Source organism: Marinobacter sp. tcs-11 (genome assembly GCF_002049515.1).
Taxonomy (GTDB): domain Bacteria; phylum Pseudomonadota; class Gammaproteobacteria; order Pseudomonadales; family Oleiphilaceae; genus Marinobacter; species Marinobacter nauticus.
This window is the reverse complement of sequence record NZ_LLYU01000020.1, coordinates 19,966-39,903: the sequence shown is the minus strand read 5'-3', so window position 1 is coordinate 39,903 and position 19,938 is coordinate 19,966. Positions and strand designations below refer to the sequence as shown.

The following is a 19,938-nucleotide window of genomic DNA, read 5'->3' as shown; positions in this document are numbered from 1 at the left end:
TCGAACAAAGATTGGAACGTCGTCATCAGGCGCCTCGTCAAGCTCGGGTGGAGGTATCGTCGCGGTGGCAAGCACGGACGACTAACCCATCCCGACTGCTCGAAAACACTCATTGTTTCGAATTCACCGAGCGACCACCGGAGCTTGAAAAACTTCATGCGAACTGTCAGGTCGACCCGGGGCTAGATCGAAAGAGCCATCATCAGCCATATGCGACATGAAGCTCTCTGGACCTCCTTTTGGAGGAGGTCCAGGGGCAGATTGCGATCGAGGCCTTATAAATATCTCCGTGATATCCGTGACCCATTTGCGCTCCGGCTCCAAGGCATTGAAGTCGCGTTCCAGTAGATTTTCCACACCTGTTGGGCGGCCAGACGTTACTCGGCCAAAGCCACGTCTCTTCCTGCGCGGCCAACCTTGAATTTGCTCTGCGGCCATCAAGCGAGCAACACGGTTCAGGCTGGCGGTTTCACCTTCGAATAGGAGATCCTCGTGCATGCGAGGCGCACCTATTGCACTGCGGCTATCCTCATGGATCTCACGAATACGCTTTATCAGGCGCGCATTATCCTGAGCGCGTGGGCTTGGCTCACGATCTTGCCAGTCGTAATAGCCACTGGCAGACACCTTCAAACAACGGCACATCAGTCGGACTGGGTACTCGTTGCGGCAGCGCTGGATCACCGAGTACCGTTCGATGATTCCCTGGCAAAGTACGCTGCCGCGTCTTTTAAAAAATCACGTTCCTTCGTCACTCGGGCCAGCTCGCGCTTGAGGCGGGCAAGTTCTTCATCTCGCGGGTTGCCTGTGCCGGGAAAAGGCTTCTCAGCTGCTCGCGCCTCACGCACCCAGCGGTTTAGCAAGCTTGGCGCCACCCCGATCTCTTGAGCTATCTGACGACAACTGGTGCCTGAGCGACGGGCCAGTTCTACGGCCTCCCGTTTGAACTCCGGGCTATATTGTTTGCGCTTGGACATGAACACTCCTATGACTCCACATGAGTCTACTTGAAAGTGTCCGTGGAAGCGGGGTAGAACCCCACCTACGAGTGACTCAATAGGAGGCAATGCCTCCTATCCAGCCTGTTGACTCATGAGCGAAGGGGCGGATTCTTTCACAGTCTCGCCTGCGCTACACCGGTTCTCTGTTGCTGCGAAGCAGTAGTACCATGCAGATATTTGTTGGCGGGGAAAAGGATTAACAATGGCAAGGAATGATTGGACACCCGAGCAGGTCAAACTAGCATTTCATCTGTACTGCCAGCTGCCATTCGGGCGCCTGCACCAAGGCAACCCCGAGGTTATCGCCCTAGCCAACCTCATTGAGCGCAGTCCGTCGGCCGTAGCGATGAAGCTGGTCAATTTCGCCAGCTTAGACCCCGTGATCACCGCATCGGGTCGCAAAGGATTGAGCGGTGCATCGAAACTGGATCGAGCTGTATGGGACCAGTTCCATGCGGACTGGGAAGGGCTTGTGCTGGAGGCAAACCGTATCCGTCAGGCGCTCGGCGACCCAGCCGCCGACAACGACCTGGAAGTCGAGAACCCGGTGGCGGACTTCACCGGACAAACCCGTGCTCAGCTTGTCCAGCAACGCATAGGCCAGACATTCTTCCGCCGCACCGTACTATCCAGCTATCACGACCGTTGCTGTATTACAGGCCTGTCCGAACCGCGTTTGCTGCTGGCGAGCCATATTGTCCCCTGGGGCCAAGACAAAGCGAATCGCCTAAACCCTCGCAACGGCCTATGTTTGTCCGCACTCTATGATCGTGCGTTTGACCAGGGGATGATCACCCTGGATGAGGACTGGCGCGTGGTGCTGTCTACGGCGCTGAGAGAACCGACGCCACCCCTGCAAAAGCACTTCCAGTCAGTTGAAGGCCAAAAAATAGAACTACCTGAGCGGTTTAGTCCTGACCCTAAACTCATGCAGCGACATAGGGAACAGGTGTTTCTCGGCTAAGCCCTGCGACCTTCCGCTCACCGGGCGGCATGCCTTATGGCTTTATTGTTCACCTCATCCATGCATAATGGGGGGCGCCTGGGGTACGGAAACAGGGATTATCCGGGAGGAGCGATGGATGCTATCAACTACCACACACTGAAAGCGCGCCAGCGAAGCGAGCGTGATGGTTATCCAACCAATCTCGCACTACGTATTCACCGTGCACTGAGCTGGCTCAACCGAGCCGAGCAGGCTGACGATCCAGACGGTCGTTTCATCTTCCTGTGGATCGCCTTCAACGCAGCCTACGCTACTGAAATCGACGAACAGTACCGTCTGACTGAACAGCTAGCCTTCACCAGTTTCTTGAAGAAGCTCTGTGAGCTGGATAGCAGCAGGCGCATCGAAAATACCGTTTGGCAGGAATATCCCAGTGCTATCCGCAACCTCTTGAACAACCCCTTTGTATTCAAGAGCTTCTGGGATAGCCGCAACGGCAGGAGCACCGAAGAAGAATGGCAGGCGCGATTCGCCAACAGTAAACGCCGCGCCGCACACGCCTTGGGTGATCGCGATACCGCAGGCGTGCTGGGGGAAGTATTCAACCGTCTCTACACTCTGCGTAACCAACTGATCCATGGTGGTGCCACCTGGGGCGGCAAGGTAAACCGGGAGCAGTTGCGGGACTGCGTCAACCTACTGGGCAAGCTGGTCCCGCTGATAATCGACACCATGATGAGCAACCCGGAGACCCTGTGGGAGGATGCTGTGTATCCGGTAGTGGAGATTTGATGGGCAGCGACTTTTACGAGAAGCAGGCCGAGCGCTTTTTTCAGGATACGGTGGCGGTCGACATGCAGCCTCTGTATCAGCGTTTTTTGCAGCATGTGCCTCAGGGCGAGCCCATCCTTGATGCCGGTTGTGGGTCGGGGCGCGATGCGCTGGCTTTTAAGCGTTTGGGTTATTCGGTTCACGCGTTTGACGCCAGCACCGCTCTGGCGACCATGGCTAGTGAGTTGCTTGGCCAGCCGGTCGATGTCCTGCGCTTCGAAAACTTCATATGCGGTGTGCAATATGCGGGCATATGGGCCTGTGCGAGTCTGCTGCATGTGTCGGAAGCGGAGTTGCCGGATGTTTTCGTCAAGCTGTGGCAGGCTCTACTGCCGGACGGTGTGCTCTACTGCAGCTTCAAATATGGTGATACCGCGCGTTGCACGGGCGGGCGGCATTTCACCGACGCCAATGAAGAGCGTCTTGAACGGTGGACTAATGGCCTTCCCGGGCGGGCTAGTCAATCTACTGGATCACCGAGGATCGGCGCCCTGAGCGTGCTGAGCAGTGGCTGAACGCGTTGTTGTTCAAGGCAGGGGTATGAACAAAAAGCTCGTGGTGGGCGGGAGTGACGATCCGTTCTTACCCCATCTTTGTGCGTCCATTCATCAGGCAGATGATGTGGAAATGGCGGTGGCTTTTATCAAGAGCACCGGACTGCGCCTACTGATGCCGGATTTGTTGCAAGCGTTGCAACGCCCTGATGATATGCCGCAGGTTCGTATGCGTATCATCACCAGTGACTATCTGGATGTGACCGATCCAGAGGCGCTACGCCTGCTGGCACTGTTGCAGGAGCAAGGCGCCGAGGTAAAGGTGTATGAAGCTACTGGCAGCAGCTTCCATATGAAAGCCTATCTGTTTGCCGGTGCCCGGGTGGATGGATGTCAATGGGGTCGGGCGTTCATTGGCTCAAGCAATATCAGCCGACAAGCACTACAGCACGGCTTGGAGTGGAATTACCGAATCGACTATCCCGGCGATGGCTATTTGGAGACACGCCAGCGATTCGAGCAACTGTTCAATCATCCTAGGGCCGTGGTTCTGAGCGACGCCTGGATTGATGACTATCAGCGTCGTCGGGTCAAACCCGCTCAGCCTGTTGAAGCTGGTAGCAACGAAAGTGATCCCCCGCCGGAGGCCAGTCCTATTCAGCAGCAAGCGTTACAGGCGTTGATGGATACCCGACAGCAGGGGTATGTTCGCGGCTTGGTGGTGTTGGCCACGGGGCTGGGCAAGACTTGGCTAGCGGCTTTTGATGCGGTGCAAATGGGCGCGCGTCGCGTGTTGTTCATTGCCCACCGCGAGGAAATACTCAACCAGGCGGCAAGCACTTTCGCCAGGATTAAGCCTTCCGCCCGCATCGGGTTTTATCGTGGACAGCAGCGCGATACCCAGGTCGATATTCTCTGCGCCTCCGTCCAGACCTTGGGCAAGACTGAGCATTTGGAACGTTTTAAGCCGCAGCACTTCGATTACATCGTTATAGATGAGTTTCACCATGCCGCCGCGCCTACCTACCATCGCCTGTTGAACTACTTTGTCCCTTCATTTTTGTTAGGGCTGACGGCAACGCCGGATCGCACAGATAGCGCCAATATCCTCGCATTGTCGATGGCAACCTCGTATTTGAGCGGAATCTGTTTGCGGGTGTCTCCGCTAAGCTGCTGGTGCCCTTCCATTACTACGGCATCTTTGATGAAGATGTCGATTATCAGAGCATTCCTTGGCGTAATGGACGATTCGATCCTGAGTTGCTTGCCAATAAATTGGCCACACTAGGGCGGGCGCGCCATGCACTGGCAACCTGGCGACTCAGAGCGCAGAAGAGAACCTTAGGGTTTTGCATCTCTACTCGCCATGCGGATTTCATGGCCCAGTATTTTTGTCAGCAGGGTGTGAAGGCTGCTGCGGTCTACGCTGACTCGAAACTGTCCCGGGGCGAAGCGCTGCGGAAATCTACCTGCATCCGCGTTTTGATGCTGAAAGCGTTCTGCGTGAAATTCACGACAACCGTATAACCACCTTCCCCGGCGTGCCGACCATGTTTATCGGGCTGCTGGCGCATCCGCTGACGCCGGAGCTGGACCTGACCTCGTTGAAAATGTGCAATTCCGGCGGCGCTCCGCTGCCGCTGGATGTTCAGCAGCGTTATCAGCAGGTGGCTGGCTGTGCCCTGCGTGAGGGCTGGGGTATGACCGAGACCACTACCACCGGCACCTTCACGCCCAAGGATGCCGAGCCGCATCCGGGCTCCTGTGGCTTGCCGGTGCCGGGTTGTCGGATTCGCATCCTGGCACTGGATGGCAGTGACGAGGAACTGGCTCCGGGTGAGCGCGGTGAGGTATGCATTGCCGGGCCGAATATCACCGCCGGCTACTGGAAACGTGACGATGCCACCGCCGAGTCGATGACGGCCGATGGGTTTCTGCGTACCGGCGATGTCGGTTACATGGATGAAGATGGCTGGGTGTATATCGTCGACCGCACCAAGGACATGATCCTGTGCAGTGGCTATAACGTGTATCCCCGGATGATCGAAGAGGCGATCTACGAGCACCCCTCGGTTGAAGAGGTGTCGGTGATCGGTATCGAAGATGCCTACCGGGGGCAGGCACCCAAGGCTTTCATCAAGCTCAAGGCCGGTGCCGAGGCATTCGACTTCGCCACGTTACAGGATTTCCTTTCGACCCGGCTGGGCAAGCATGAGCGCCTGGCAGCGATGGATATTCGTGATGCGCTGCCGAAGACACCTGTCGGCAAACTGTCGAAGAAGGAACTGGTCGAAGAGGAGCGTCAGCGCAGTCAGGCCTGCGCCTGAACCTGATATCAGCCTTGGCGCAGGGGATGGCTGCCAGACCTTGCGCCACCCCTTGGCATGGTGGATATATCAGGTATGACTTTCATCTGACGAAGGGTGGGGACAGCGGGGCTGCTGCGTGTATGATGTCTGCCCCGATCCTTATGCAGCCTTCAGTAATGACCCAGACCTCCAGCATACCTCAGCACAAACCCCGGCCAATGATCGACCTGCTGGTCAGCATCCTGATCCCTTCGGTGATCCTGATGAAGTTCAGTGGCGAGGACGATCTCGGGGCGACTCAGGCGCTGCTTCTGGCGCTGGCCTTTCCAGTTTGCTGGGGCCTGTTCGAGCTGTTGCGCTACCGTAAATTCAACTTCATCGCCATTCTCGGCGTGGTCAGCGTACTGCTGACCGGAGGCATCGGTTTGCTCAAGCTTGACCCTCAGTGGCTGGCCATCAAGGAAGCGGCGGTGCCCGGACTGATCGGCATTGCCGTGCTGGTGTCTACGCGCACGCGCTATCCACTGATCTGTACCTTGCTGTACAACGACAAGGTACTGAATGTGCAGCGGGTGCACGAGCGTCTGGAAGAGCGTGGACTGGTGGATATCTTCGAGTTGCGCCCGCTGCGTGCGACCTATTTTCTGGCCGGCACTTTCTTCTTCTCGTCGTTCATGAACTATGTGCTGGCCAAGTGGATCGTGGTCAGCCCGGCGGGTACTGCGGCGTTCAATGAAGAGCTGGGACGTATGACGCTGGTCAGCTATCCGATGATCGCTATTCCCTCGATGATCATGATGATGCTGATCCTGTTCTATCTGTGGCGTACCATCCACGGCCTGACCGGGCTGAAGATGGAAGAGATCGTCGCCCAGCCGCCTAAATAACCTGCCTCAGGGTTCTGCTCGCTCGGCCTTGCCGGCGCGTACGCCGCTTTCCGTGTGGCGCTCTTTGGGCACCGCCAGCTTGAAGGGCGCACTGCCCACATCGTTGTTTGCCTCGACCAGGCGGATCAGTTGCAGAACGAAGAGTTCGCGCTGATCCTCGGGAATCATCTCGATGGTCCGCTCATGCGCGCGCTGGACCTTGTCCTCAAGCTTTTTCAGCAGATACACGCCCTTGCGGCTCAGGCGCACCAGCTTGACCCGGCGATCCTGATTGCTCTGCTTGCGCAGGACCAGTCCGCGCGCCTCCAGCCGGGCGATCACTTCGGCCACGCTGGTGCGCTCCAGTCCAATTTCATGGGCCAGGGTAATCTGGTCGGTTTCCCCGAGCATCGACAGGGTGGTCAGCAGGCTGTACTGCACCGGGGTGACATCGTGGCCTTGGGTTTCATCCAGAAACAGACCGCAGTGGATCTGGTGCAGGCGACGAATAAGAAAGCCCGGACGGGCCAGGAGCGGGGAACGGCGGATGGCCGCATCGAGTTGGTGTTTGATCTGATCGGACGGCATGGGGTGAATGGCAACCACCTGTTGTGAATGGGTTTTCAGAGTATGCCCTATGGGTGTTCTGCCTAGCAAGTAACTGGCCAGCTTGTAGGGCATGCATGCCGCTCTGGCATGGCATGTGCAAGTGCCTGGGCGGGTCATAGATGACTGCATTTTCTATGCCCACTCGAATTGACCACCATTGAAGGGGAATCTACAGGTGAATGCACAAAGCAAGATATTTGCAGGTCGGGATCGGGTCAGGGTTGCCATCATTCAAACTGCGCCGGTATTCATGGATTTGCAGCGTAGCGTCGACAAGGCCTGCCTGAAGATTGCCGAGGCGGCGTCTGAGGGGGCCGAGCTGATCGTCTTCAGCGAGACCTGGCTGTCTGGCTATCCCTATTGGGATGAGGGCTGGAATTCGCAGTCCGAGCCCTGGGCGCAGATGCGCGAAACCTTTTATGACAATGCACTGCATGTGCCGGGTGAGCTGTTCCAGAAGGTTGCTGATGCGGCGGCGCAGGCTGGCGCGATTGTGGTGATTGGCTGCAACGAAATTGACGAGCGGCCCGGCAAGCACACGCTGTACAACACTCTGCTGTATATCGGCAGCGATGGCCGGTTGCTGGGCAAGCATCGCAAGCTGCGGCCCACCTTCGTCGAGGCTGCATTCTGGGGCTCCGGGGCCGGGGATGATCTGTATAGCTGGCCGACCGAGATTGGCCGTATTGGTGGGCTGATCTGCAGCGAGCACACCATGACGCTGGTGCGCGCGCGGATGATCGAGCAGGGTGAGGACTTTCATATTGCCGTCTACCCCGGTGCCTTTGACCTATGGAACGGGCCCAAGCTGGAGGTGGAAGACAAGACTGGCGAGTTCTTCCCGGGTTACGCGTCGGCGCGGGCGCATGCGGTCGAGTCCGGCAGTTTTGTACTGCTGGCGATGGGGTATCTGGATGAGGTGGATATTCCGGCTGACTTCCCCATGCGCGACTCGCTGAATATCGAGTACGCCCGCGGTGGCAGCATGGTGATCTCGCCAGCAGGCGTACCAATAGCCGGGCCGGTGCACGGTGATGCGATCCTCTATGCAGATTGTGAAGCCAGGGTGGTGAAGCTGTGCAAGGCAGTGATCGACGTCAACGGTAGCTATGCTCGCCCCGATCTGTTGTCTTTGCATTACCATCCAGCCAGTTTGCCGGACCAGCCAGATTGATCCGTGCTTTGCCCAAATAAGGGGCATGCCACATATGTTTGCTCCATTGTATGGCAGTTCAAGTCCGCGCCCGGGTCAGCAAAGGGGTGGTGGGCGATAGCAGACACCGCGGCATATCAATAAATGTGGTATGCCACTTAATTTGCCTGTGAGTGGCATGCTCCTTGCTTTTGTCAGTATACACCTGGTTGCTTTTGTGCCTTGCGGGCGGCGCGACCAGAGTGATCCGATTAGCTTAGACAAAGGTGATGCTCTAATGAACTGCAGAGACAATATCAATCAGGCGGACAAGCCCCTAGAGGACGCCTTGCTTAATGACTGGCATGTGGTTGCCACTTCCGAGGAGGTGGTTCCTGGCAAGCTGGTACCGGCTACCCTGTTTGACCGTGATCTGGTGATCTGGCGTGATTCAGAGGGGCAGGCCTACGTCTGGGAGGATCTGTGCATCCATCGTGGTGCTCGGCTTTCCAAGGGCTTTATCCAGAGCGACCGGGTGGTATGCCCCTATCATGGCTGGAACTATGACGGTACTGCCCAGTGCGTGCTGATGCCGGCATCGCCGAATGAAAAACCGATGAAGAAAGCCAAGGCGATTCCCCATCACGTCAAGGAGGCCTATGGTTTCATCTGGGCCTGCATGGGTGAGCCGGCTCAGGATATTCCCGAGTTTCCCGAGTGGGATGATCCCAGCTACAAGAAAGTGGTTTGCGGTCCCTACGAGTTCAAGTCCGGTTATCGTGCGGTGGAAAACTTTATTGACCCGACACACTTTCCCTTCGTGCATGCCGGGGTCAACGGCATCATGGATCAGCCGGACCCGATCGGCGCCTACGATGTTTACGAAGAGAACGGCATCCTGTCTTCATCGGAAGTTCAGGTCACTCAGCCCTACGGCGACCCGCGTGAAGTGCCGGTAACGGCGTTCTACGCATACAAGTGCCTGCGTCCGCTGGTGGCTTACTTCAAGAAACGCCTGATCATCAGCGATCCGGAGCGTGCCTCGGAAGGTAGCCCGGATGATCGTTTCTGCACCTTCCTGACCGTACAGCAGGTCAGTGAGACCCGCAGTATCGTGCGGATCTGCTGCGCCATGAATTTCTCGCCGCAGCCCAGTGATGCCGATGTGCGTCGCCGTCAGGATCTGGTCTATGCCCAGGACAGCGAGATTGTCGATACCCAGCGCCCTGAGCGTATTCCGGTCGATTTGCGCATGGAGCTGCATCACCGCACTGACCTGCTCGGACAGAAGTATCGTATGTGGTTGCGCAACATGGGTGTGAGCTATGGCACTGTCTGAACCGGGCCTGCGGGCGATGCGCCTGAACGCCATCCGTTATGGTGCGCAGGATATCCTGTTGTACGAACTGGTACCGCTGGATGGTCAGCCGCTGGCCGCAGTCGAGGCCGGTGCGCATCTGGACCTGCATTTGCCCGCCGGGCTGATCCGCCAATATTCGCTGATCACGCCGCTGTGCAATGCCGAGCGCTATGTCGTCGGGGTCAAGCATGAAGCGTCTGGCCGTGGTGGCTCGCGCTGGTTGCATGAGCAGGCACGGGTTGGGCAAGTGATAGAGGTCAGTGAACCGCGCAATCACTTTCCTCTGGCTGCGGGTGAGGCGCCGGTTTGTCTGGTGGCCGGAGGGATTGGCATCACGCCGATCTACTCCATGCTGCGTGCCCTGCAGCAGGCTGGCCGCAGTGTGCATCTGCATTACTGGAGCCGCTCGCCCGAGCATGCATTGTTCCAGCGTGAGCTGGCTGCTGATCCGCTGGTAACCCTGCATCATGCTGTGGCCAACAGCTCGGACGCAGGGGTGGTCGAGTTGCTGCGTGGGCTGCCAGCCGATACCCAGGTGTATGCCTGCGGCCCGGCGCCGATGCTGGACCAGATGGAAGCTGAAGGGCAACTGGGTAGCCGTTTGCATGTAGAGCGCTTCAGCTCCGACGGGCCGGTACTGGCCGAAGGCGCCTTCACCGTGGCGCTGGCCAGATCCGGGCGTGAATACCTTATCCCGCCAGGGGAAACCATCCTCAATGTACTGGTGGAGGCTGGTGAGGACGTGCTGTATTCCTGCGAGCAGGGCGTTTGCGGTGCCTGTGAAGTCAAGGTGCTGGATGGCAAGCCTGTGCACGGCGATACGGTGTACTCGGCTGACGAACATGCTCGGCGCTGCACCATGATGATCTGCTGCTCCAGTAGCGCTTCGCCGCGCTTGCTGCTGGATATCTGATCGAACGAAATTGCAGGTAGTGCCAGCTCATTGAGATGGCTTACTGCCGGGGAAGTGCTGGCCAGTATAGGTGGTATACCTCTTTCTGTGTCTGGGCTGGGCTTCTGAACTGATCAACGCTGAATTTAAAGGTGGGAATGTTCGATGAAGACGACTCTTCTGCATGGCGGGCGGGTAATTGACCCGGCCAACTCGATAGACGCGGTACAGGATGTACTGGTGCGTGACGGGCGCATTGCTGCAGTGGGTCAACTGCTGGGTACGCCACAGGCGGCTGGTGCTGAGCTGACCGATTGTACGGGACGGCTGGTGGTGCCTGGGCTGATCGATACGCACGGGCATATCTACCAGTACGTAACCGGTCGTTTTGGCCTGAACCCCGACCTGTGCGGTGTGCATTCCGGTGTTACCACGCTGGTCGATCAGGGTGGTGCCAGTTGCATTACCCTGCCGGGCTTTCGCAACTATGTGATCAATACCTCGCACAGCCGGGTGATCTCCTTCATCTCTGCCTATCTGGTAGGCGGGCTGGAAGGGCATTTCTATCCTGAGTTGTACCGCCCCGAGTGCTCGGATGTGAGCGCCACGGTGAAATCGGCTCTGGCCAACAGCGATATCGTCAAGGGTATCAAGGCGCATGCCGAGCTGGGCGGCTTTGCCCGCTGGGGGCTGGATGTGATGAAAAAGGCTGCTCAGGTTGGTGAGCAGACCGGCCTGCCGTTGTACATCCATTTCGGCCAGCTGTGGCCGGAGCCCGAGTCCGGCGGTCGCAAGGTAGACCCGGACAGCATCTTCCCGGCGGTCCTTGATCTGCTCAAGCCCGGCGATGTGCTGGCGCATCCCTTCAGCCGTCACCCTGGCGGTTTCGTATCCCTTGACGGTGAGGTGCATCCGCTGGTCAGCGAGGCCTTGGCGCGGGGTCTGAAGGTGGATGTCGGGCATGGTTCGCATTTCAGCTACAAGATGGCCGCCAAGGTGCTTGAGGCGGGCGTGGTGCCGGATACCCTGGGCGCCGACATGCATGGCTACAACACCTCGGTACTGGCACCTGCCGGTGTGCCGGAGGAAGACGAGCATCCGGATGAAGAACACCTGTTCACCGGCACCTCACGTTTCAGTCTTGTCTCGGCAATGGTCAGTCTGATGGCTTTGGGCCTTAAGCTGGAGCAGGTGATTCCGATGGCTACCAGCAATGCTGCGAGGCTGCTGGGTATGTCCGATACCCTTGGCTCGCTTGGTGTTGGCCGTGAGGCGGATATCACAGTGCTGTCGGATGAGGCAGGCCAATGGTTGCTACGCGATAACGAAGGAACTGAAGTGGTTGCCAAACGCATGTTGCAGCCGTTGTTCTGCCTGCGGGCTGGCCGGCGCTTTGATGCAACGGCGGAGATCCTGCCGGTTCCCCATCCTCTGTGAGATGAACGGCACAGGAGTAAGGCAATGACGGCAGCAGTCATACAGGCGGACAACATTGAGCGCGCACTGCAATGCGTGTACGCAGTGCGTCCGGTGTGGAGCGGGGTCGTTACGGCTGCCGAGGCGGTTGGGCTGGGCCGGCATTGTCTGCTGCATGCTGGTCCGCCGTTTGCCAACCCGATACGACCTAGTGCGCCGATCCTTGCCTCGGCAGCCCTGTGCTGCGTGCATGAGGGGTGGGCAGAGGATCTGGGCAGTGCACGGAAAATGATTCTGGATGGCCGAGTGCGCCTGCACCCGGCTCAGGAATACGATGTGGTGACACCGCTGGCGGCGGTGATTTCCCCCTCAACGCCTCTGGTTGAAGTGGTGGATGCCGAGGGCAGTGGCCGCTGCTGGTCATTGCTGCCCAGTGGCAGCGGGCCGCAGATTCGCTTTGGCAGCGCTGACCCGGCAGTCCTTGAACGTCTGCGCTTTCGCGACGAGCAGTTGGCGGTGGCCTTTGGGCAATGCCTGCCTACCGACGGGATCGAGCTGATTCCGCTGGCGCAGGCGGGACTGCTGGCCGGGGATGATCTGCATGCGCAGACCAGTGGAGCGACGCTGGCGCTGCTGGATCGGTTGGCGCAGCAGGACCTGCCGGCGCAGGTGGCTGAGGTACTGCAGAGTGCTCCACTGTTCTTTCTGCCGCTGTGGATGGCTGCCTGCCACTTGATGTTGCGGGCCAGCATTGGCTGTGGTGCGGATCAACTGGTCATTGGTCTGTCGGGCAATGGCCAGGAAGTGGGTATTCGGCTGTCCGGTGCGCCGCAGCACTGGCTGACCCGCGCCGCGCGCCGCCCGGATGGGCCACGTCTGCGCGAGGGTGATACGTTGGCCGCGCCGATGCTGGGTGATAGTGGGGTGATCGATGCTGCCGGTTTCGGTGCCCAGGCCTGGGGGCATGCGCAGGCGATTGCTGAGCTGATGTCTCCCTGGTTGCCGCCGGGCTGGCAGCCGAATATGGATTGCCTGCGTGGCCAGCATCCGGCGTTTGCCGGATTTGGTCTGCGTACCGGGTTGGATGCAGCGCTTGCCAGTCAGCAGGCGTGTCCACCACTGGTAGCGCTGGCAATGCTGGATGAGGCTGGTGAACAGGGCCTGCTTGGGCGTGGTGTATGTCTGACCGACCCTGCGTTATTTGCCGAAGGCGGGGCCGAGTCGCCACAGGTCAATGCGCCGCAGGTGCTGGTGCAGCTCAATCAGGCGGTAGATGACTATGAGCGGGCGCTGACCGGTAATCATCTGGATGAACTGGACCGGCTGTTCTGGAATAGCCCACACACCTTGCGCTATGGTGCCAGCGAGCACCTGTACGGGCATGCTGCAATTACTGCCTTCCGCCGTGTGCGGGCTGACAGCGGTCAGTTGGCCAGGCATGTGCTGGAGCGTTCGGTAACCACCTTTGGCGAGGACTTTGCCGTGGCCAATATCGTTTTTCAACGCCCCGGTGTGGCCCGCCTGGGGCGCCAGACCCAGAGCTGGGTACGGGTTGATGGTGCCTGGCGGATCGTTGCTGCGCATGTCAGTTGGGCAACGCCATGAACTCTCTGTTGCAGGCGGGCCATGATGGCGCCTTTGTCGCTGACGGATTTGCCCGCCGGCCCGGAAGCAATGCGCTGGTCGATGGGCCACTCAAGGGACTAAGGCTGGCGGTCAAGGATGTATTTCAGGTAGAGGGCATGCGCTGTGGCGCTGGTAACCCGGCCTGGCTGGCAGAGCAGCCGGTGGCCGGACAGAGAGCGCACAGGCAGTGCAATGGTTGCTGGACGCCGGGGCTGAATGGGTCGGTAAAACAGTTACCGATGAGCTGACCTACAGCCTGGCCGGTATCAACGTGCACTACGGCACGCCGCGCAATCCGGCTGCCCCGGATCGACTACCGGGGGGCTCGTCCTCCGGTTCAGTGGTGGCCGTGGCAGCCGGTCATGCCGATCTGGCGCTGGGTACCGATTGCGGCGGCTCGGTCAGGTTGCCGGCCAGTTACTGTGGCGTCTGGGGCGTGCGCCCAAGTCATGGCCGGGTGGCTGCCCAGGGCTGTTTCACGCTGGCCCACAGCTTCGATACCGTTGGCTGGTTTGCCCGCAGCCCCGAGGTGTTGAGCGCTGGTCTTGAGCAACTGCTGCATAGCCGCGTTGCTGTTGAACTGCCTGCTGGCAGGCTGCTGGTCTGCGATGATGTGCTGGCCATGCTGGATGATCCGGTACGGTTGGCCTTTGCCGACTGGCTGAAACACACTGACGTTCAGGTTGAGCATATTCCTGGCGGCAGGCTGGCGCTGGAAGACTGGGCCGATGCGTTGCGCGTATTGCAGGCGGCGGAAGTCTGGCAGCAGCATGGCCGCTGGTTTGAGCAGGCTGGGGCGGTGTTCGGTGCCGATGTCGAGAGCCGTCTGCAACTGGCCGCCAAGGTGTCGGTGGAGCAGGTGGCGCAGGCTTCGGCTCGGCGGGTGCAGGCCCAGCAATGCCTGACAGGCCTGCTTGGTACAGATGGGTACATGCTACTGCCACCGGTGCCGGGATCGGCGCCACGTCTGGATGCGCTGCCCGAGCAGGTGCAGGACACCCGTGCGCGCTCCCAGCGCCTGCTGTGCATGGCCGGTCTGGCTGGACTGCCACAGGTAGTCTGGCTCTGGATTCGTATTGACGGTGCACCCGTAGGTCTGTCGCTGCTCGGACCACGCTTTGCTGACGAGCAGGTCATGGGCCTGGCTGCCCGGTTGTACCGTTGTTCTCAATCCCGTTGAAATGGAAAACAAGATTATGGCGTTCGTTCCCAATCCCAGCCGTGGTTCCCGCGCCATGGCGGTTGCTCCCCACTCCCTGGCGGCACAGAGTGCCATGGCGGTCATGCGCGAAGGCGGCAATGCTGTTGAGGCGATGATCGCCGCAGCCGCGACCATTGCCGTGGTTTATCCGCACATGAACAGTATTGGTGGGGATGGTTTCTGGCTGATTTCGCGGCCCGGGCATGATCCGGTGGCAGTCGATGGCTGTGGTGCCTCGGCGCAGGGCATTACCCTGGAGGACTATCGCAGTCAGGGTCTGTCGAGTATTCCGTTTCGTGGCGGGCTGGCGGCCAATACGGTGGCTGGCACGCTGTCGGGTTGGCAATTGGCTCAGCAGTGGTCGCAGGCCGAGTTGTCCGGCAAGTTGCCGTTATCACGGCTGCTGGCCGATGCCATCGACTATGCCCGCCGCGGCATTTCTGTCACGCGTAGCCAGAGCTTGTGTACCGCAGCAAAACAAGAGGAACTGCAAGGTATTGCCGGTTTTGCCGAGACTTTCCTGCCGGGTGGCGTGGTGCCGCAGGCTGGTGAGCGCTTCACTCTGCCCAAGCTGGCCGATACGCTGGAGCATCTGGCGCGCAGTGGCATCGAAGATTTCTACCGTGGCGATCTGGCGCGTACGCTGGCCGCTGAACTGGAGCAGGCTGGTAGCCCGCTGCGCCTGGGTGATCTTGAGGCTCATCAGGCGCAGTTGCGCAAACCCCTGGTCATGCAGCACTCGCTGGGCCAGTTGTACAACTTCCCGCCGCCCACTCAGGGCTTGGTGTCGCTGATGATCCTAGGGCAACTGGACCATCTGCTGACACCGGATATGGACCCATTGGGTGCGCCCTTCGTGCATGCCTGCGTGGAAGCAACCAAGCAGGCGTTTGCCGTGCGTGACCGGGAGATTACCGATCCGGCGTACATGAGCATTGACCCGCAGAGCTTGCTTGAGCCTGAGGTGCTGGCGAAGCTGGCGGCAGATATCGACCCGCAGCGTGCGGCACCCTGGGGCAAGGGCATGGGGCCGGCGGACACCATCTGGATGGGCGTGATTGATGAGCAGGGCGTCGCGGTCAGCTTTATCCAGAGTGTCTACCATGAGTTTGGCAGCGGTATTGTACTGCCGGGAAGCGGCGTGAACTGGCAGAACCGGGGCTGCAGCTTTGCCCTGGACCCGCAGGCGCGCAACCCCTACACGCCCGGCCGCAAGCCGTTCCACACACTGAACCCGGCTCTGGCGCGCTTCAGCGACGGACGCACTATGGTTTACGGCAACATGGGTGGCGATGGCCAGCCGCAGTCGCAAAGCGCGGTGTTCAGCCGGGTGGCGAGCTTTGGCATGAACCCGCTGGCGGCGATCGATGCCCCACGCTGGTTGTTGGGCCGCACCTGGGGCAACCCGAGTGAAACGCTGAAACTGGAGGCGCGCTTCTCACCGCAGACGGTTGATACGCTCAGGGCCATGGGTCATGAGGTCGAGGTACTGGCTGATTACGATGAAAGCATGGGCCATGCCGGTGCGATCCTGCGGCATCCTTCCGGGTTGCTTGAAGGTGGGCATGATCCTCGCAGTGATGGGGCAGTGGCGGCCTGGTAGGGTGCGATTGTCTGGATAGCTTGTAGATGGAGAAATCGGTGTTGGCCGGGGAATCCGCCACCCTACCTCAGACACGCTACAAGCCATCCATGGGGCTCGACGGCGCACATCCTTGTGCGCCGACGGTCTGAGGTAGGGTGGCGGATTCCCCGGCTGCCATCTCCGCGCGGTATTCGGCTCACCTGCCTGCTGCATTCAGAACGGAAATTCGCGCTTGCCGGTCTGGATGGTGACCCATTTCACCTCGGTCATTTCTTCCATCGATGCACGTCCGCCTTCGCGCCCGAATCCGCTGTCGCCGGTGCCGCCGAAGGTGATGTGCGGCTCATCGGAGATGGTGGTGTCGTTGATGTGAATCATGCCGGCGTTGGACTGTTCGGAGAACGCCATGGCCTTTTGCAGGTCATTGGTGACAATCGCCGAAGACAGCCCGTAGTGGGTATCGTTGGCCAGTTCCACCGCGTGATCAAAGTCGCGGGCGCAGTAGATCGAAGTAACCGGGCCGAATGACTCTTCACCGTAGATGCGCATGTCCGGCGTGACGCCGGTCAGCACCGTTGGCTGGAAGAAGCTGCCTTCATAGGTGCCGCCGCACAGCAGGCTGGCACCCTTGTCCAGCGCCTCGCTGATCTGGCCGGCAATGAACTGGCACTGTTCCGGGCGGATCAATGGACCGACCACCGTGTCCGGGTGGCGCGGGTCGCCAACCACTACGCCCTTGGCCTTTTCCACGAAGGCTTCACAGAAGCGCTGATAGATGCCCTGCTCGACGATGATCCGTGAGTTGGCCATGCATACCTGGCCCTGGTGGTAGAAGATGCCGAAGGCGGCAGCGTCGACGGCGTATTGCAGGTCAGCATCGTCGAGCACGACCAACGGGCTTTTGCCGCCCAGCTCCAGGGTTACCTTCTTCATATGCTTGCCACATTCTGCGGCCAGCAGTTTGCCGACCCGTTCGGAGCCTGTGAAGGTGATCATCCGCACGCGGGGGTCGGCAACCAGCCGCTTACCTACATTGTCAGCGGAGCCGGGTACCACGTTGAACACGCCTTTGGGCACACCAGCGGCCTCGAAGATTTCAGCCAGAGCCAGGCCGGTCAGTGGTGCGAACTCGGATGGCTTGAGGATGAAGGTATTACCGGTGGCCAAGGCAAAGGCGACTTTCTTCATCGACAGCAGCAGTGGTGAGTTGAACGGGGCGATGCCGGCGATCACGCCCAGCGGCTGGCGCACGGTCATGCCGATCTGGCCGGGTGAACAGGTCGGGAAGGTTTCACCGTGGGCCTGACGGGTCCAGGCGGCGGCGGAGCGCAGGCAGTCGATGGCATAGCCGACTTCCCAGGGTGCCTTGAGCAGGGTGGAGCCGGTTTCTTCGATGATGATGTCGCGTATTTCGTCGGCGCGCTCGGCAATCAGGTCGGCGGCCTTGAGCAGAATGGCTTCGCGCTCGCTGACCAGCAGTTTCGCCCAGCCATGGCGTGCGGCGTGGGCGGCGCTGATGGCCTCATCCACGTCTTCTGCACTGGCCTGAGCGACTACAGCACAGACCTTGCCGGTGGCTGGGTTGTAGTTGTTGTCGACTTCTGCGCTGCTGCCTTCGCGCCACTCACCGTTGATGTAGAACGGCCGTATGCGGCTCTTGGTCTGGCTAATCTCTGCGACATTGTGCATGGCTTTTGCTCTCTATGTCTGATGGGTTTGTTGATCCTCTTGGTAAAAGAAGCAGGAAACGTACCATCCCTGAAAACCGCGTATTTTCTGCCGATAGCGATTTTTATTTGGCCATGTATGGGGCATACCCCATATTTTTGCGCATTATCTGGGCGTGATCTGCGCTGCGATGGCCGCGGCTGGGCGGTGAGAGTGCCGGTGCAGCCGTGATGCCTGCTGGCCGATGCTGCTGGGCAGATGTTCTGGCATGTCCTTTGCTCAAGCCAACAGCAGCTCCGGAGATCCGTAAAGGTGCTCCGGCCTGGTTCATTCGCCAGCGGGAGGAGTCATGGCTGAGCAGGTATACGATTTTATTGTGTGTGGAAGTGGCGCATCGGGTGGCGTAGTGGCCAGCCAGTTGGCGGAAAATCCTGATGTCAGCGTGCTGCTGATCGAAGCTGGTGGTGATGAGCGGGTCGAGCAGGCCCGTGATGCGCGGATATGGATGCAGAACATCGGCAGTGAGCGTGACTGGCAGTTTCGCTCCGAGCCCTGCGCGGCACTCAACGGGCGTTCGCCGCCGTTGCCGATGGGCAAGGTGCTGGGCGGTGGCAGTAGCGTCAATGGTCTGGTCTGGGCACGCGGGCATCGCAATGATTTCGATAGCTGGGCCAGTGCAGCGGATGATCAGGGCTGGAGCTACCAGTCGGTTCTTGAGGTGTACAAGCGTATCGAGCGCTGGGTCGGGCCGGCGGATGAGACGCGCCGGGGGACCGAGGGGCCTTTTTACCTGACCCATCCGGTCAATCCCAATCCGGTGGCGCTGGCGTTGCGTGATGCGGCAGACAGCCTGGGCATTCGTGCGGTGGATGATCTCAACGGCGCTGCGGTGGAGGGGCCCGGTGCAGCAGGTATACCCAATGTGCCGGTTGTGGGTGACAGTGAACGGGTATCGGTAGCCACTGCCTATATTCGTCCGCGCATGGCGCAGCCGAATCTGACCGTGATGCTGGATGCCTGCGTCGAGCAGGTGCTGTTGCAGGGTCGACGGGCCAGTGGTGTACGCCTGCGGCGTAATGGCGAGCAGATCGAGATTGCTGCCCGGCATGAGGTGGTGCTGTCGCTGGGGGCAATCAATACTCCCAAGGTGCTGATGCTCTCGGGCATTGGTGATGCGCAGTCGCTGGCTGGCCATGGCATCGATCTGGTGCAGCACCTGCCGGGTGTTGGCCGCAACTTTCAGGATCACATCCTGGTTGCCGGATGCTGCTGGGAGTATCCGGAGCCACAGCCGCCGCGCAATAACTCGGCGGAATTCACCTTTTTTGCCAAGAGTGATCCATCGCTGCCCACCCCGGATTTGCAGCCGATGCTGGAAGAGTGCGCCTTCGGCAGCGAGATTACCCGCCCGCAATACCGCCTGCCGGTTGATCCCAGCCTGGCCTGGACCCTGGCGCCGGGACTGGTGCGCCCGCACAGCCGGGGGCAGGTGCTGCTCAGCGGTAACCGCTTCAGCGACCCGGTGCGGGTCGAGGCCAACTTCCTCAGTGATGAGCGGGACGTCAAGGCGCTGCTCAAGGGCATCGAAATCTGCCGTGAGCTGGGCAATTCACAGGCGTTGCGCCCCTTCGTCAAACGCGAGCTGATGCCTGGTCCGCTGAATGGGACCGACATGCTCGACTTCCTGCGCAATGCCGCTGGTACCTATTTTCACCAGACCTGCACGGCAAAGATGGGTACCGACGAGATGTCCGTGGTCGATGGACGCTTGCGCGTTTATGGCATTGAAGGGCTGCGCATAGCCGATGGCTCGATCATGCCGGATATCACCACCGGCAACACTATGGCGCCCTGTGTACTGATTGGCCAGCGTGCGGCAGACATGCTCAGGGCTGATAACGGTTTGTAAGGCAGTTGTTGACCGGCGCCCGTGAGGGCTGCCGGGGTGGTTTGCGGTTTCCCTCTGATTTCTTTCGCACTCTGTGTGAATGGCACTGCTTCG

Annotated in this window: 17 protein-coding genes and 1 pseudogene; 15 read left to right on the top strand and 3 right to left on the bottom strand. The window is 59.7% G+C overall.

Going from position 1 to position 19,938, the window contains the following annotated elements:
• Positions 1–282: 282 nt before the first annotated feature.
• Positions 283–977: pseudogene (locus ARC85_RS16470) on the bottom strand (IS3 family transposase); the annotation flags it as partial.
• Between the two features lie 226 nt (positions 978–1,203).
• Between ARC85_RS16470 and ARC85_RS16465 the strand changes: the two are divergent.
• From ARC85_RS16465 to ARC85_RS16440, 6 genes are all read left to right on the top strand, one after another.
• Positions 1,204–1,965 (top strand): HNH endonuclease, encoded by a 762-nt coding sequence (locus ARC85_RS16465; RefSeq protein ID WP_286715541.1) that lies wholly within the window; start codon positions 1,204–1,206, stop codon positions 1,963–1,965.
• A 123-nt stretch (positions 1,966–2,088) separates the two neighbouring features.
• A complete protein-coding gene (locus ARC85_RS16460) occupies positions 2,089–2,739 on the top strand; it encodes a HEPN domain-containing protein (protein ID WP_286715562.1) in 651 nt (216 codons plus the stop codon).
• A complete protein-coding gene (locus ARC85_RS16455) occupies positions 2,739–3,293 on the top strand; it encodes a class I SAM-dependent methyltransferase (RefSeq protein WP_286715540.1) in 555 nt (184 codons plus the stop codon). Before ARC85_RS16460 ends, ARC85_RS16455 begins: the two co-directional genes overlap by 1 nt.
• A 25-nt stretch (positions 3,294–3,318) precedes the next feature.
• Positions 3,319–4,560, top strand: a complete 1,242-nt coding sequence (locus ARC85_RS16450) for a DEAD/DEAH box helicase (RefSeq protein ID WP_286715539.1) — start codon at positions 3,319–3,321, stop codon at positions 4,558–4,560.
• A 175-nt stretch (positions 4,561–4,735) separates the two neighbouring features.
• Positions 4,736–5,599, top strand: coding sequence for an AMP-binding protein (locus tag ARC85_RS16445; protein ID WP_353744315.1), 864 nt, complete (start codon positions 4,736–4,738; stop codon positions 5,597–5,599).
• Between the two features lie 158 nt (positions 5,600–5,757).
• Positions 5,758–6,468, top strand: coding sequence for a VC0807 family protein (locus tag ARC85_RS16440; protein WP_286715537.1), 711 nt, complete (start codon positions 5,758–5,760; stop codon positions 6,466–6,468).
• A 6-nt stretch (positions 6,469–6,474) separates the two neighbouring features.
• On the opposite strand, the gene ARC85_RS16435 is transcribed toward ARC85_RS16440, so the two are convergent.
• Entirely contained in the window at positions 6,475–7,128 is a 654-nt protein-coding gene (locus tag ARC85_RS16435) for a MarR family winged helix-turn-helix transcriptional regulator (protein ID WP_286715536.1), read from the bottom strand.
• A gap of 103 nt (positions 7,129–7,231) precedes the next feature.
• Between ARC85_RS16435 and ARC85_RS16430 the strand changes: the two genes are divergently transcribed.
• The 8 genes from ARC85_RS16430 to ARC85_RS16395 all read left to right on the top strand — a co-directional run bounded on the left by ARC85_RS16430 (position 7,232) and on the right by ARC85_RS16395 (position 16,286).
• Positions 7,232–8,230 (top strand): carbon-nitrogen hydrolase family protein, encoded by a 999-nt coding sequence (locus tag ARC85_RS16430; RefSeq protein WP_286715535.1) that lies wholly within the window; start codon positions 7,232–7,234, stop codon positions 8,228–8,230.
• A 256-nt stretch (positions 8,231–8,486) separates the two neighbouring features.
• Complete coding sequence (locus ARC85_RS16425; protein ID WP_286715533.1) at positions 8,487–9,527, top strand: Rieske 2Fe-2S domain-containing protein; 1,041 nt, start codon at positions 8,487–8,489, stop codon at positions 9,525–9,527.
• Positions 9,514–10,461, top strand: a complete 948-nt coding sequence (locus ARC85_RS16420) for a PDR/VanB family oxidoreductase (RefSeq protein WP_286715530.1) — start codon at positions 9,514–9,516, stop codon at positions 10,459–10,461. Before ARC85_RS16425 ends, ARC85_RS16420 begins: the two co-directional genes overlap by 14 nt.
• Before the next feature lie 144 nt (positions 10,462–10,605).
• Positions 10,606–11,877: an amidohydrolase/deacetylase family metallohydrolase gene (locus tag ARC85_RS16415; protein WP_286715527.1), complete on the top strand. Its 1,272-nt coding sequence runs from the start codon at positions 10,606–10,608 to the stop codon at positions 11,875–11,877.
• Positions 11,878–11,901: 24 nt separating this feature from the next.
• Complete coding sequence (gene hpxZ / locus ARC85_RS16410; protein WP_286715526.1) at positions 11,902–13,461, top strand: oxalurate catabolism protein HpxZ; 1,560 nt, start codon at positions 11,902–11,904, stop codon at positions 13,459–13,461.
• Positions 13,458–13,730 carry a hypothetical protein gene (locus tag ARC85_RS16405; protein ID WP_286715524.1) on the top strand — a complete coding sequence of 91 codons (273 nt, stop codon included), beginning with the start codon at positions 13,458–13,460 and terminating at the stop codon, positions 13,728–13,730. The genes hpxZ and ARC85_RS16405 overlap by 4 nt, the downstream gene beginning before the upstream one ends.
• Positions 13,670–14,662: an amidase gene (locus ARC85_RS16400; protein WP_286715522.1), complete on the top strand. Its 993-nt coding sequence runs from the start codon at positions 13,670–13,672 to the stop codon at positions 14,660–14,662. The genes ARC85_RS16405 and ARC85_RS16400 overlap by 61 nt, the downstream gene beginning before the upstream one ends.
• A gap of 16 nt (positions 14,663–14,678) precedes the next feature.
• On the top strand, positions 14,679–16,286 hold the full coding sequence (locus ARC85_RS16395; RefSeq protein WP_286715520.1) for a gamma-glutamyltransferase family protein: 1,608 nt from the start codon (positions 14,679–14,681) through the stop codon (positions 16,284–16,286).
• Between the two features lie 195 nt (positions 16,287–16,481).
• Here the strand turns inward: ARC85_RS16395 and ARC85_RS16390 are convergent, their stop codons facing one another.
• Positions 16,482–17,957, bottom strand: a complete 1,476-nt coding sequence (locus ARC85_RS16390; protein ID WP_286715518.1) for an aldehyde dehydrogenase family protein — start codon at positions 17,955–17,957, stop codon at positions 16,482–16,484.
• Between the two features lie 328 nt (positions 17,958–18,285).
• On the opposite strand from ARC85_RS16390, the gene ARC85_RS16385 reads away from it, so the two are divergent.
• Entirely contained in the window at positions 18,286–19,845 is a 1,560-nt protein-coding gene (locus ARC85_RS16385; RefSeq protein ID WP_286715516.1) for a GMC family oxidoreductase, read from the top strand.
• The last annotated feature ends 93 nt before the right edge of the window (positions 19,846–19,938 follow it).

Bases quoted from the DNA above. Each gene is read 5' to 3' on its own strand.
- hpxZ (WP_286715526.1), top strand. From the start codon at position 11,902: ATGACGGCAGCAGTCATACAGGCGGACAACATTGAGCGCGCACTGCAA.
- ARC85_RS16390 (WP_286715518.1), bottom strand. From the start codon at position 17,957: ATGCACAATGTCGCAGAGATTAGCCAGACCAAGAGCCGCATACGGCCG.
- ARC85_RS16440 (WP_286715537.1), top strand. From the start codon at position 5,758: ATGACCCAGACCTCCAGCATACCTCAGCACAAACCCCGGCCAATGATC.
- ARC85_RS16435 (WP_286715536.1), bottom strand. From the start codon at position 7,128: ATGCCCTACAAGCTGGCCAGTTACTTGCTAGGCAGAACACCCATAGGG.
- ARC85_RS16415 (WP_286715527.1), top strand. From the start codon at position 10,606: ATGAAGACGACTCTTCTGCATGGCGGGCGGGTAATTGACCCGGCCAAC.
- ARC85_RS16405 (WP_286715524.1), top strand. From the start codon at position 13,458: ATGAACTCTCTGTTGCAGGCGGGCCATGATGGCGCCTTTGTCGCTGAC.
- ARC85_RS16450 (WP_286715539.1), top strand. From the start codon at position 3,319: ATGAACAAAAAGCTCGTGGTGGGCGGGAGTGACGATCCGTTCTTACCC.
- ARC85_RS16420 (WP_286715530.1), top strand. From the start codon at position 9,514: ATGGCACTGTCTGAACCGGGCCTGCGGGCGATGCGCCTGAACGCCATC.
- ARC85_RS16465 (WP_286715541.1), top strand. From the start codon at position 1,204: ATGGCAAGGAATGATTGGACACCCGAGCAGGTCAAACTAGCATTTCAT.
- ARC85_RS16425 (WP_286715533.1), top strand. From the start codon at position 8,487: ATGAACTGCAGAGACAATATCAATCAGGCGGACAAGCCCCTAGAGGAC.
- ARC85_RS16385 (WP_286715516.1), top strand. From the start codon at position 18,286: ATGGCTGAGCAGGTATACGATTTTATTGTGTGTGGAAGTGGCGCATCG.
- ARC85_RS16395 (WP_286715520.1), top strand. From the start codon at position 14,679: ATGGCGTTCGTTCCCAATCCCAGCCGTGGTTCCCGCGCCATGGCGGTT.
- ARC85_RS16455 (WP_286715540.1), top strand. From the start codon at position 2,739: ATGGGCAGCGACTTTTACGAGAAGCAGGCCGAGCGCTTTTTTCAGGAT.